The organism is Brevibacterium casei CIP 102111 (assembly GCF_900169275.1).
GTDB lineage: Bacteria > Actinomycetota > Actinomycetes > Actinomycetales > Brevibacteriaceae > Brevibacterium > Brevibacterium casei.
Genome location: NZ_FXZC01000008.1, coordinates 57,730 through 70,891, shown reverse-complemented (window position 1 = coordinate 70,891; position 13,162 = coordinate 57,730). Strand labels below are relative to the sequence as shown.

10 protein-coding genes are annotated in these 13,162 nt (G+C 68.7%); 2 read left to right on the top strand and 8 right to left on the bottom strand.

All coding sequences use genetic code 11. The annotated features are described in order from the left end of the window. Nucleotides 1–64: 64 nt before the first annotated feature. From BC102111_RS15740 to BC102111_RS15715, 6 genes are all read right to left on the bottom strand, one after another. A complete protein-coding gene (locus tag BC102111_RS15740) occupies nt 65–2,260 on the bottom strand; it encodes a prolyl oligopeptidase family serine peptidase (RefSeq protein WP_063249071.1) in 2,196 nt (731 codons plus the stop codon). A 47-nt stretch (nt 2,261–2,307) separates the two neighbouring features. Then, a complete protein-coding gene (locus BC102111_RS15735; protein WP_063249072.1) occupies nt 2,308–2,952 on the bottom strand; it encodes an N-acetyltransferase in 645 nt (214 codons plus the stop codon). Between the two features lie 139 nt (nt 2,953–3,091). After that, nucleotides 3,092–4,663 carry an HNH endonuclease gene (locus BC102111_RS15730; RefSeq protein WP_063249073.1) on the bottom strand — a complete coding sequence of 524 codons (1,572 nt, stop codon included), beginning with the start codon at nt 4,661–4,663 and terminating at the stop codon, nt 3,092–3,094. 203 nt (nt 4,664–4,866) lie between these two features. Further along, on the bottom strand, nt 4,867–6,312 hold the full coding sequence (locus BC102111_RS15725) for an MFS transporter (protein WP_063249074.1): 1,446 nt from the start codon (nt 6,310–6,312) through the stop codon (nt 4,867–4,869). A 364-nt stretch (nt 6,313–6,676) separates the two neighbouring features. Next, nucleotides 6,677–7,768: a branched-chain amino acid aminotransferase gene (locus BC102111_RS15720; RefSeq protein WP_095375953.1), complete on the bottom strand. Its 1,092-nt coding sequence runs from the start codon at nt 7,766–7,768 to the stop codon at nt 6,677–6,679. 102 nt (nt 7,769–7,870) lie between these two features. After that, a complete protein-coding gene (locus BC102111_RS15715; RefSeq protein WP_101624805.1) occupies nt 7,871–8,908 on the bottom strand; it encodes a 3-isopropylmalate dehydrogenase in 1,038 nt (345 codons plus the stop codon). A 215-nt stretch (nt 8,909–9,123) separates the two neighbouring features. Here BC102111_RS15715 and BC102111_RS15710 point away from each other — a divergent pair, with 215 nt between their 5' ends. Together BC102111_RS15710 and BC102111_RS17845 are read left to right on the top strand one after the other, a co-directional pair. Beyond that, complete coding sequence (locus BC102111_RS15710; RefSeq protein WP_009378173.1) at nt 9,124–9,975, top strand: HpcH/HpaI aldolase/citrate lyase family protein; 852 nt, start codon at nt 9,124–9,126, stop codon at nt 9,973–9,975. A 179-nt stretch (nt 9,976–10,154) separates the two neighbouring features. Next, nucleotides 10,155–10,673, top strand: a complete 519-nt coding sequence (locus BC102111_RS17845) for a phosphatase PAP2 family protein (RefSeq protein WP_063249077.1) — start codon at nt 10,155–10,157, stop codon at nt 10,671–10,673. A 127-nt stretch (nt 10,674–10,800) separates the two neighbouring features. On the opposite strand, the gene BC102111_RS15700 is transcribed toward BC102111_RS17845, so the two are convergent. Then, nucleotides 10,801–11,388 carry a DUF805 domain-containing protein gene (locus tag BC102111_RS15700; RefSeq protein WP_082834870.1) on the bottom strand — a complete coding sequence of 196 codons (588 nt, stop codon included), beginning with the start codon at nt 11,386–11,388 and terminating at the stop codon, nt 10,801–10,803. Nucleotides 11,389–11,508: 120 nt separating this feature from the next. Further along, nucleotides 11,509–13,101, bottom strand: coding sequence for a phosphoglycerate dehydrogenase (gene serA / locus BC102111_RS15695; RefSeq protein WP_063249079.1), 1,593 nt, complete (start codon nt 13,099–13,101; stop codon nt 11,509–11,511). Nucleotides 13,102–13,162 lie beyond the last annotated feature (61 nt).

The window sequence follows — 13,162 nt, the reverse complement described above, 5'->3', positions numbered from 1 at the left end:
CGCCGCCGCACAGGCCCCTGCCAGTGAGTCCCCTCACCTCTGCAGGGGCCTGCGCGACCCCGGTTCACTCCCCCGTCAGCGCGTTCCAGAGGAATCGGTAGCTCAGCGCCCGCACGAACGCGGCCTGCTTGTTGTCCGAGGCCGCCGCGTGGCCGCCTTCGGTGTCTTCGAAGAACCACACGTCAGGGATCCCCATCGCCTGCATGCGCGCCGCCATCTTCCGTGCCTGCACGGGTCCCACCCGATCATCGGAGGTCGCGGTCCAGAAGAGGACGGGCGGGTAGTCGACGCTGCGGTCGAGAAGGTGGTAGGGCGAGAAGTGCTGGATGAAGGCCCAGTCCGCGGGGTCGTCGGGATCGCCGTATTCGGCCTTCCATGAGTACCCGGCGCTGAGCTTGGTGTACCGGCGCATGTCGAGCAGCGGAACCCCGCAGGAGACCGCGCCGAAGAGCTCGGGGTACTGGGTGAGCATGTTGCCGACGAGGAGACCGCCGTTCGATCCGCCCGCGCAGCCGAGGTCCTCGGTCCGGGTCACGCCCCGGTCGATGAGATCCCTCGCGACGGCGGAATAGTCCTCGTAGGCGCGCATCCGGTTCTCTCGCATCGCCGAGGTGTGCCACTGCGGTCCGTACTCGCCGCCGCCGCGGATGTTGGCGAGCACGTAGACTCCCCGGCGGCCTGCGGGGATGTCGTGGCCGCGCCCTGCGCCGCGGCCCTGTGTCTCCCGCGCGAGCCAGCCGAGGCCGACGATGGGCGAGTAGACGGGCGTGCGGCTGACCTCGAATCCGCCGTAGCCGTCGAGGAGCGTCGGGTTGTTGCCGTCGAGCACCAGACCCGACTCGGCGATCTGGAAGTAAGGAACCTGCGTGCCGTCGGCGCTCGTCGCGAAGTGCTGCTCGACGGTGAGGCCGTCTGAGTCGAAGAGCGCAGGCGAGGACTTGATCACCTCAGGCGCCGACGCCTGAGCGCCGGCTGCGTCGCCAAGGCTGCCGTAGGAGAGCGTCGAGGGGGTGAGGAAGCCGGTGCTCACGAGCCAGTAGTCGTTGGCGGTGGCGTCATCGTCGGGGTCGACGGGGGCGAAGCTGACCATATGGTTCGCCTCGACGCCGGGGAGCGGCGCGGAAGCGAAGTCGTCGCTCGGGTCGAGGACGACGAGCTCGGACTGGACGTCTCGGAGCAGTTCGAGGACGAGCCGGTCGCGAGTCCACGACCACGACGCCAACGCGGTGTGGGCGTCAGGGGTGAAGATCAGCCGAGGCCGGATGGTGCCGGCCTTGACCTCGGCGGTCGGGGCCGCGGCGAGTCCGCCGGCGGGAACGACGACCGTGCCTGCGTCCCAGTCCGACTGCGGTCGGAAGAGGACGAAGTCGTCGTCGATTCCGACGGAGACGTCGGTGGGGACGTCGACGGGGATCCAGGCGTCCTCCCACGACGAGGCGGTCCTCGGCAGGGCGTGGTCCGGTCCGCGGAGATCGTCGAGGTCGATGAAGCTCGCCCGGGAATTGAAGAAGTCGATGGCATCGACGGTGACCGCGCGGTCGACATTGCGGCCGCCGACGTCGGAGCCGACGTAGATCGCGACGTGGTCACGGGGCACCTCGGCGACGATGGGTGCCTCGTCGATGCTCTGTCCTCGGGTGAGTGCCCGCGCCTGCCGGGGGTAGGAGGAGGTCGACAGGGAATCGGATCCGGTGTCGGTCGCGACGAGGATCGTATCGGCGTCGAGCCACGCGAAGCGGGACTTCGCCGTGGGGAGGTCGAAGCCGTCGTCGACGAACTGCTTCGTCTCGAGGTCGAACTCGCGGACGCGGTGGGCATCGCCGCCGTCCGGGGAGAGTGAGATGAGCGCGCGTGTGTGGTCCGGTCGCTTCACCGACGCTCCCGACCACACCCAGGGGGTGTCCTCGGCGCGGGCGAGTTCATCGACGTCGAGAAGGATCTCCCAGTCGGGGTCGTCTGTGGTGTAGCTGTCCCACGTGGTGCGGCGCCACAGGCCCTTGGGGTGGTCCTTGTCGCGCCAGAAGTTGTAGAGGTGCCCGCCGCGCTTGGTGACCATCGGGATGCGGTCGTCGGAGTCGAGCGCCGTGAGGATCTCAGCGGACATGCGGTCGAAGAGATCGTCGCGGAAGCGGGCGAGGGTCGTCTCATTCTCCTCGCGGACCCAGTCGAGAGGGTCATCTCCGTGGATGTCCTCGAGCCAGAGGAAGTCGTCGTCGAGGTCAGGGGTCTGGTCGTGGGCTTCTGTCAATGAGCTGCTCATGGTCCCATCTTGCCAGGTCAGGCGGTGACGTGCGTCTCAGAACGTCATCATTGCGGCGGACGGAACATGACGAGGCCGGGCTCGCCGTTGGGGGCCTGCGGCCCGTGTCCGATGGCGGTGAAGCCGAGGCTTCCGTAGAGGCGGCGAGCCGGGCTGTCGATATCGTCGGTCTGGAGCCAGCAGCCGTAGCCGGAGATTCCGCGCAGCCAGGACTCGAGGGTGCGTCGCCCGAGCCCGGCGGCCCGGAGGCGGGGATCCCTGGCGAGGAGGTTGAGGGCGAACGTCCATTCGAGGACGGGCGCGGCGTCGCCGAGGGACTCCCTGAGCTCGTAGGCCCACTCGTAGTCCTGTTCCGCCCAGGCCCAGAAGTGACCGTACGCGATGGCGCGGAGACGGCCGTCCTCGGCCGAGCGGGCGAGGGCGGCGAGCACCTGCCCCTTCCGCACGGAGGCCTCGTAGACGTCGGCGAAGAGAAGCGCGTACTTCCGGTCCTCGTTGAGCGGGGGTTCGGCCGCAGCCGCACCGTAGAGGTCACCGACCTCGGACGGCGGCGGCAGCACACCGTGTACACCGGCAGCCGACTCGACGGGCGTCCACCGGTCTCCGAGGCCACCGGGAAGACCCCAGACGAGTTCGACCGGTTGGATCACATCCGCCGTCTTCGCTGAATCGGCGCCGGAACGGTCATTCATATGACCAGCTTAACGACTTGAGTAGTCGTGCCACTGAACGGAAGGAGAATTCGGGCCGTGGAAAACCTCACGGTATCCCGAGATCCTTCGGCACAGTGGTTCTCGATCACGATTCTTCAGAACGGTCCGAGGTGCCCGATCACAGAGCTGCTCTGGCGACGAGGTCGTTCCGCAGTCGCCTCTCGCACGGGCTGTCCTCACGCACTGACCCCGCGGAGTCGAGCAGTTGACGGCGGGTCGGGCGCGTGCCCGTCCGAGACGCCAGCCCGACCAGCGACGGTCCTAGCCGAGGTGGTCCGACCTGAGGCGGTCCGACCGGCGACGGATCGATGAGGACTCGTTCGTCCTTCGGCACCGCCGCAGTCTCCGCGAGGATGACGATCGTCCTGGGCGGCGAGCCCGGACCACGAGCCTGACCCTCCTCCTGCGCCGTTCCGGGCGATCGCGGTCTGGCGTCGATCGGGCAGGTGGATCTGGCGTCGATCGGGCGGGTGGATACGGTGTAGCGGTGACCGGTCGGCGTCGTCACCGACAGCTCGGTGGCCGAGGTTCGATGGCGCCACCCGGGCAGTTCTTTGATGTAGTTGCAGGCAGCGCACAGGCCGGAGGCGTTGTCCCAACTCGTCGCGCCTCCCGCGGCGACGGGAGTCGCGTGGTCCACGTGCTTGATGGTCGCCTCGCACCACGGTGTGCGGCACACGTCGTCGCGGACGGTGATCATCCGTCGCAGCAGACCGGAGAACTCCCGCCGGCTCGATTCCATGGCGACGAGCTGACCGTCGGTCGGTCTCGCATACATTCTGCGCAGGAACACCGCGCCCGGGTCGTCGGCGATGAGGGATCGCGCCGCGCCGGCGGGGATCGGCCCGAAGCCGGGAAGCCATGCGGGCTCGTCACCGTCGTCGAACAGTGTCTCGTCATTCATCACGACGAGGACTTCGAGCGGGATCGCGTCCGCGCTGTCCTGCCCGGTGACGCGCTCAACGAGCAGGTCGGCCATCGTCTGACTCTGCGTGCACCCGCCCGAGGCGCCGGTGCCGACTCGAGCGGCGGCGGCCTTGGAGAGGTTGGCGTATGCGGCGACCGCCTCCGGCATCGGGAGGAAGGCGGTGAGGTAGGCCATGTTGCCGGGCGCCGGGCGCACGCTCACGCACCGCTCCTCCTTGCAGTGGTCGAGGTGCCGCACCGCTGCGACCTGGTCGAGCTTCTGAGCCAGCGCGCGGACTTCGCTGCCGAGCCGGCGTACCCCCACCTCGGCGAGCCGGTCGGCCATCCTCTCATCGACCTGCTGCCGCTTATCCCGCGGCAGCCATGCGGTCTCGGTCGCGACGAGGCGAGCCTTCTCCTCGGAGATCTCACCCTGTCTGAGAGCCGCGTATGTGTGCGGGAGGTCCATGAGCAGCGTGCGGGAGAACCCGACGAACCTGCTGCCCCGGGCGCGGGAGAACTTGCGGGCGAGCCCGATCTCGGCGCCGACTCCACGTCCCTGCCGGTCGCTGGGCACCCCGTCCTCGGCTTCGCGGTTGCGCCGGTGCATGTCGAAGGTCAGGGTCTCGCGGGCCTGTGCCGCCGCCGCTGCGGAGGTGAGCTCCTCCAGGGCCGTGATGCGGTCGATCGCCTCACGTTCGGTCCGTGCGGGAGGCAGGGCGGACAGCGTCTCGCGCCAGCGGACGATGTCCGCGATGACGTCTGAAACCGACTCTGCTTCCATGCTCAGTACCCTAGACCGCGGCACTGACACGAGACTCGCCGTGAACGTTCTTCCTGGTCAAGGCCCATTTCGTCCGATGACTGCCGGTCGGTCCGATCGCTGCCGACTCTGCCGGGCCGCGGCTGCTCCGGCCGCAGGCGTGCCGGGCTGGTAACGCCACGTGCGACGATGCCTGCCGGGGTCGGCGACCGTCGACGTCTGCCTCAGGTGAGCTTCTCCCCTGTCGTCTCCCTGGCGAGGAGCGCCATGAGCGCGACGGCGACGACGACGAGGACACCGGTGAGTGCGAAGGTCGTCACGAGCCCGAGGACCGGCCACATGTAGGCACCGAAGACGAGCGGCGCGATGCCGGTGGCGATCCGCGAGGCCGCCGACGCCCACCCGAAACCGGACCCGCGCAGGCGGGTCGGGTAGAGCTCGGAGACGTAGGTGTAGAGCGTGGGGATCGCGATCTGGATGACGAAACCGAACCCGATGACGCTCGCCTTCGCTGCGAAGCTCAGCTCCGATCCCGATGCTTCGATGAAGACGGCGACGCCGACGAGGAGCACCGCGGAGACGATCGCACTGACACCGAGCACCCATTTGCGCCCCAGGCGTTCGACGAGGAGCGCCGAGACGACGACGCCGAGGATGCCGACCGCGGTCATCGACCCTGTGACGAGGAACGCCGCCTGGTCGCCGAGCCCTTGCCGCTTGAGGATCCCCGGCAGCCATGTCAGTGCCGCGTAGTAGACAAGGAGGACGGAGACGAAGAGGGCCCACGACACCAGCGTCGTCTTCGCCGAGTACTGCCACAGCTGTGCGAGCTGTCCCGTGGCGGCCCGCAGCCGACCGTTGACGGAGGTGATGATTCCAGCGGAGGACTCAACGGTGTCCTGTCTCCCCTCGCCGAGGCTGTCGGTCGGCAGCGGTCCCGCATCGCCGGGTGCGTCGTGCGTCCAGGCCGGCACGTCGGCGCCGGTGCGCTCGACGAGGCGCGCGATGACCGCGTCCGCCTCGGCATAGCGGCCGACGGAGGCGAGATAGAGAGGCGATTCGGGGATCCCGAACCGGACGGCGACGGTGAGCAGTGCGGGGATGATCATGACGAGCATGATCAGCCGCCAGTCCCCCATCGTCAGCAGCCAGGCGGAGACGAACGCGCACAGGGACGCACCGATCGGCCACCACCCGTCCATCGCGGTGAGCACGCGGCCGCGATGACGCTTCGGCGTAAATTCACCGACGAGTGCGTAGTCGACCGGGATGCAGCCGCCCAAGCCGAAGCCGGCAAGGAAGCGGAAGACGATGAACCACCCGAACTCGGGAGAGAACGCTCCGGCGACGGTGAAGATCGAGAAGACGAGCAGCGTGAGGGTGAACGCCTTCTTGCGCCCGATGACATCGGCGATGCCTCCCCAGACGAACGCGCCGAGAGCCATGCCGATGAGGTTGGCGGTGGCGATCCACGCCGCCTGCCCCACACTGAGGTCCCAATGGTCGCTGAGCAGCGGGATGAGGAACCCGTTGAGGGCGACGTCCCACGCGTCGAACATGAAGCCGAGGCCGCCGATGATGAAGATGGTGCCCTGCGTGCGCCACTTCCACGGCAGGTTCGCGATGACGTCGGAGGCCGTGGGAACGGAGGTCGAAGACGGTGCAGTCACGGGGACACAGTACAACGTTTAGCGCACGGACGCGCAAAACACTCAGCAGGTGCGCGCCGGGGGCGGGCGCACGCGCAAGAGGCAGGCACCCGCGCCGGGGACGGGCTCCCACGCCCGGTGGCGGACACCCGCGCCCGGAGGCCGACACCCGCGCCCGGAGGCGGGCACGGACGCCAGAAAGGTGGATCCGGTTCGAAGAACGAGACGATTTCGAACCGGATCCACCTTTCGGGGCCGGCACACAGGCGGCTCAGGCGGCTCGCACGCAAGCTGCTCGCGCCGCGCACACCGTCAAGCCGCACAGGCCGTTCAGACCGCACGGGCCACACAGGCCACGCGAAACCGCTGGCGCGGCAACACCGCCTCAGGCCAGGCGGACGAGCCAGTTGTGCTTGTCCTCGACGCGGCCGTACTGGATGTCGAGGAGTGCCTTGCGCAAGGCCATCGTCTTCTCGCCCGGGGTGTCTCCGTGGTCGATGGTGAAGTCGTCGCTGACGAGCTTGCTGATCGGGGTGATGACCGCGGCGGTGCCGCACGCGAAGGCCTCGACGATGTCACCGTTCTCCGCACCTTCGCGCCATTCGTCGACGGTGAGCTGTCGTTCGACCGGCTCGAGGCCGAGTTCGGGGGCGAGGTCGAGCAGCGAACGGCGGGTCACCCCGTCGAGGATGGTGTCGCTGAGGGCCGGCGTGAGCAGCTGCCCGTCCTTGGTCACGAGCATGAGGTTCATGCCGCCGAGCTCGTCGATGTACTTGTGCTCCTCGGCGTCGGTGAAGAGCACCTGCTGGCAGCCCTTCTCCGCGGCCTCCTTCTGCGCGAGCAGCGAGGACGCGTAGTTCCCGCCGCACTTGGCGAAGCCGGTGCCGCCGGAGCCGGCGCGGTTGAGCTTCTTCGACAGCCAGATCGACACGGGCTTGATGCCGCCGGCGAAATACGGTCCGGCCGGCGAGGCGATGACGTAGTAGTCGACCTCGTGGCTGGCCCGCACTCCGAGGAACCGCTCCGAGGCGATCATGAACGGGCGCAGGTAGAGGCTCGACTCGTCGGCGTCGGTGCCCGGCGTCGGCACCCACTTCTCGTCGGTCGAGACGAGGGCCTTGAGCGAGTTGATGAAGTCCTCTTCGCTCAGCTGGGGCAGGGCGAGCCGTTCGGCCGAACGGTTGATGCGCGCGGCATTGCGGTCGGGCCGGAACGTCCACACCGAGCCGTCAGCGTGACGATAGGCCTTGAGCCCCTCGAAGATCTCCTGCGCGTAGTGGAAGACCGCTGCCGCCGGATCGAGCACGAGCGGACCGTACGGCTTGACCTCGTGCGCCTGCCACCCGTCATCGTTCGTGTAGCGGATGTGCGCCATGTGGTCGGTGAAGTACTGCCCGAACCCGGGATCCTTCTTGATGTCCTCGCGCACCAGCTCGGGCTGCGGCTGGATGTTCCTGAGGATGGCGAATTCAGTCATCAGAGCTCTTTCGACGTGTGTGAGGCCTACCACGTCTCAGGGTAGTCCATCGGTCCGGCATCCTCGCATCGGGGTGGGATCCCCGCCGAGGCGACCGGCCCCTCAGCCCAGGCGCGCGGCGATCGCGTCGCCCACCTCGGCGGTGGTCCGCTGCGTCCCGTCGCGTTCGGCGAGGTCGGCCTCGACGGCCGCTTCGATGGCCTTGGCCACGGTCTCGAGGCCGAGGTGGGAGGCCATGAGCGCGCCGGAGAGGATCGAGGCGGTCGGGTCGGCGATCTGCTGACCGGCGATGTCGGGGGCCGAACCGTGGATCGGCTCGAAGAGACTCGGGGCCGTGCCTTCGACGTTGAGGTTGCCCGAGGCGGCCAGCCCGATGCCTCCGGTGACGGCGGCGGCGAGGTCGGTGAGGATGTCGCCGAAGAGGTTGTCGGTGACGATGACGTCGTAGCGCTGCGGGTCGGTGACCATGTAGATCGTGCACGCGTCCGTGTGCTCGTAGTTGACCGCGACCTTGGGGAACTCCTCGCCGACCTTCTCCACGACCCGTCGCCACAGGTGGCCGGCGTGGACCATGACGTTGTGCTTGTGGACGTACGTGAGCTTCTTCCGCCGCGACTGTGCGCGCGCGAAGGCGTCGCGGACGGCGCGCTCGACGCCGTACCACGTGTTCACCGAGACCTCGGTGGCGACCTCATGCGGGGTGTCCGTGCGGACCGAGCCGCCCATGCCCGTGTACGAGCCCTCCGTGCCCTCGCGGACGACGACGAAGTCGATCTCGGGGCGCGCGGCCAGGGGCGACTCGACGCCGGCGTAGAGCTTCGAGGGCCGGAGGTTGACGGCGTGGCCGAGGCCGAAGCGCATCTTGAGGATGACCCCGCGCTCGAGCACCCCGGAGGGGACGCTGGGGTCGCCGCATGCGCCGAAGAAGATCGCGTCGTGGCCCCGCAGGGATTCGAGGTCCTCGTCGGTGAGCGTCTCGCCTGTGGCATGCCAGCGCTTCGCGCCGACCTCGTAGTCGGTGAGCTCGAGTTCGACCGGTTCGCCCGAGACCTCGATCGCACGCTGGAGGACCTTGAGCCCTTCGGGGACGACCTCGGTGCCGATTCCGTCGCCGGGCATGACCGCAATTGAGAACTTCATGCCGCCACCCTAAGGCGCATCTCATGATGCAACTACCGTGTCCCATCATGCGGACGAGGCGGCAAGTGGGCTCGTCTCCAGCCGGGTGTCAGCCTCGCCAGACCGCTGACGTGGACAATTTCACGTCCCAATCTTCGCACACGGCTACAATTCCACCCTGCAAGGCACGAAGATGGAACTGGCAGAACCACCGAGTCCCGAGAGAAAGTCGATCCTTGACTGAAACGATCCGCAACCGCCGCGCCGCCTCCCTCCCCGCCAAGCTCTCCCGCTCGTGGCTGCTCGTCAACGCGGCGAAGGAGGAGATCTTCGCTCCGGCGCAGGCCTCGGAGGCCGACTCGGTGATCTTCGACCTCGAGGCCTCCGTGGCCGAGGACAAGAAGCTCGATGCCCGCGACAACGTCGTCCGCGCGCTCGAGTCGGGGATGTCGGCGTGGGTGCGCATCAACAAGATGGAGTCGGAGTTCTGGGACGACGACCTCGCCGCCGTCGCCACCCTGCCGGGTCTGCGCGGAGTCATGCTCCCGGAGACCGAACGCCCCGAACAGGTCTCCTACACCGCGATGCGCGCGAAGGCCGGCCTGCCCGTCATCGCCCTCCTCGAGTCCGCCCGCGGAGTCGAGAACGCGACGAAGATCGCCGAGGCACCCGGCACCTTCCGCCTCGCCTTCGGCACGAACGACTTCCGCAAGGACACCGGCTTCTCCGGCGATCCCATGGCGCTCGCCTACGCCCGTTCGCGCCTGACCATTGCTTCGCGCATGGGCGGGCTGCCCGGTGCCATCGACGGCCCCTCGGCCGCCGACGCGAGCGACGAGCAGGTGCGCGCGGACGCCGACGTCACCCACCAGATGGGCATGACCGGCAAGCTCGTGCTCGCTCTCGATCAGGTCAACGCCCTCAATGAGGCGATGAGCCCGAGCGAGGACGAGCGCGCGTGGGCCCGGCAGATGCTCGCGGCGGCCGAGGGCGGATCCGAGATCACCGACGGCTCCTACCTGCCCCGTCTCGCCCGCGCGAAGAAGATCGCCTCGCTCGCGGACACCTACGGTCTCTGGAACGCCTGATCCGCCCGCCCGCAGACTCCGCCCACCCCATCGTCCGCATCCCCCGCTGGGCTCTGTGGGCGACGGTTCCCGCGCTCTTCGCGGTCCTCGCCTTCGGGCTCTGGCTGCGGCTGAGCATCGTCGGGCCGACCGTTCTCGACACGTGGTGGGCGCAGCTCGTCAAGGTCCCCGTCGACTCCGTGCCGTACTGGATCTGCGTCACCCTCGCCGAGGTGGGAGGGGCGACGGGCGCCGTCGTCTGCACAGGCGTGGCCGCTGGGATCCTCGTCCTGCTGCGCCGACTGCGCGCAGCCGCTGTCATCGTCACGACGATGCTGCTCGGCGTCGGACTGTCCGAGGCCATCAAGGCGGTCGTCGAACGGCTGCGCCCCGGCGATCAGCTCTACAACTCCCTTGGTTTCTCCTACCCGTCCGGGCATTCGATGGGCGCTGCCGCCCTGGCGCTCAGTCTCGCCCTCATCATCGCCCACGCACGTTCCAGCCGGGGCCCGGACTCGACCCGTCTGCGCTTCCACTGGTCGATGGTCCTCGTCCCCGTCTGGATCCTCGCGATGATGTGGTCGCGCACAGCACTCCAGGTCCACTGGCTCACCGACACGATCGCCGGTGCCCTGCTCGGCCTCTCGGCGGCGCTGCTCGCCGACGCGTTCTGGATCTGGGTGGCCCTGCGCACCCGCTCACCGCTGCTCGCGAGGTAGCCTCCCGCGCTGCGCCCGCCACGCGCGGAATCCGCCGAATTCGCGACACCCGCGGCATCCTCGCCGATACAACTCCGGCCCCGTCAGAGTTCTGACGGGGCCGGCGTCGTGAGGACGGGCGTCGGGCTCAGGCGCGGTCGAACCGTGCGCCCTCGGGCTTCGAGGGCAGGAGCATGAGGACGAGCACGATGAGGGTTCCGACGAACGGAACGAGCAGGAGGAAGGCCATCGGTCCTGCCATGTTCGCGTCGTGGAGGCGACGGACGACGACGGCGAGGAAGGGGACGATGACGGCGAGGACGACGACGATGAGGAGCGCGAGGCCGACGAAGATGAGGATCGCGGCCGGCGGGTGGTTGACGATCCCCGGAGCGGTCTCGACCGTCACCGCCTCACCCGTAGTGGGGTCGACGCCAAGCTCGGTGACCTTGGGGTTCGCCGCCGCCCAGGACGCGCCGATGCTCAGACCGATCATCATGATCACGTTGGGGATGAGCGAGAGCACGGCGACGAGGAGGTAGGCCCACCAGAATTCGCTGCGGGAGGCACGGCCGGTGAAGACCGTGTACTTCTTGAAGAAGCGGCGCACCGCCTGCGGGAAGGAGGCTCCCGGCAGCGGCTGGGAGAGATCGGTGCGGCCGGATGCGGCCTGCGGGGAGACGGCGGCCGGGGCGCCTCCGTCAGCGGGCAGAGGGGACTGCGGTGTTTCGGTCATGGGTTCCTTCGTGGTGTGAACGCCGACGGCGCTGTCACCGAGGAGGCGAGACATCACCGGACCGGCGATGGTCGCTGCACGGATCGGCTGATCCTCGTGCAGCGACCATCATAGCGGTCCTCAGTCCTCCTCGAGGGAGACCGCGGAGAACGCCGAGGCATTGACGGCCCCGGCCACGGCGCGCACGACCTCTTCGGGCACGGCCGTGTCGACGGCCATGACGGAGAGCGCCTCGCTGCCCTCGGCCGAGGGTGAGACCTGCATGCCCGCGATGTTGATCTCGTTGGCTCCGAGAGCGAGGCCGAGCTGGCCGATGATGCCGGGGCGGTCCTCGTAGCGGAAGATGAGGAGGTTGTCGGTGAGCTCGATCTCGAGGTCGTAGCCGTCGACCTCGGTGAGCTTCTGGACGAGCTTCGGCCCGGTCACGGTGCCGGCGACCGTGATCCGCTGACCGTCCCCGGTCGTCGCCGTCAGGCGGGTGACGTTGCGGAAGGACTCGCAGTAGGGGTCGGTGACGAGTTCGACGCCGATCCCGCGCTCCTCGGCGAGCAGCGGGGCGTTGACGTAGGAGACCTGGTCGGACACGACGTCCTTGAACAGACCCTTGAGCGCGGAGAGCTTGAGGACGGAGACGTCCTTGTCCGCGATCTCCCCGTTGACCTCGACCTTGAAGTGAGTGACCGAGGACTCGGCGAGGGCGTTGACGACGCGTCCGAGCCGCTCGGCGAGCGGGATGCCGGGACGGACGTCCTCGTGGATCGCACCGCCGGCGACGTTGACGGCGTCGGGGACGAGCTCACCGGCGAGCGCCTTGCGCACGGACTTCGCGACCGCGACCCCGGCCTTCTCCTGGGCCTCGGCCGTCGAGGCGCCGAGGTGCGGGGTGACGTTGACGGCGTCGAGCTCCATGAGCGCCGAGTGCTCGGGGGGTTCGACGTTCCACACGTCGATGCCGGCGCCTCCGACGGTCCCGGCGGCGACCGCCTCGGCGAGGGCGTCCTCATCGATGATGCCGCCGCGGGCGACGTTGACGAAGCGGGCACCGGGCTTGGCCTGGGCGAACTGCTCGGCCCCGATCATCCCGATGGTCTCCGGGGTCTTGGGCATGTGGACGGTGACGAAGTCGGAGACGGCGAGGAGCCCGGGCAGGTCGACGACCTCGACGCCCATCTGGGCGGCGCGGGCCTGCGTGATGTAGGGGTCGTAGCCGACGAGGCGCATGCCGAAGGCCTTCGCGCGCTCGGCGACGAGCCCGCCGATGCGCCCGAGGCCGACGATGCCGAGCGTCTTCTCGTAGAGTTCGACGCCGGTGAACGTCGAGCGCTTCCACTCCCCCGCCTTGAGCGAGGTGTTGCCCGCACCGAAGTACCGCGCCGAGGCGAGGATGTGGGCCATCGTCAGCTCGGCGGCGGAGATGATGTTCGAGGTGGGGGCGTTGACGACCATGACACCCGCCGAGGTGGCGGCCGGGACGTCGACATTGTCGAGTCCGACCCCGGCGCGGGCGATGACCTTGAGCCTCTTCGCCGCCGCGATCGCCTCGGCGTCGACCTGCGTGGCCGAGCGGACGAGGATCGCGTCGGCATCGACGATGGAGTCCAGGAGCTGGGAGCGGTCGGCGCCGTCCGTGTGACGGATCTCGAAGTCACCCCCGAGCGCGTCGATGGTGGCCGGTGACAGGTTTTCGGCGATGAGCACGATGGGCTTGGGCACGAACAGACTCCTTAGGGTTCCGGGACGGGCCCATCCTAGGTGAGTCCGGGAAAGCGTTCAC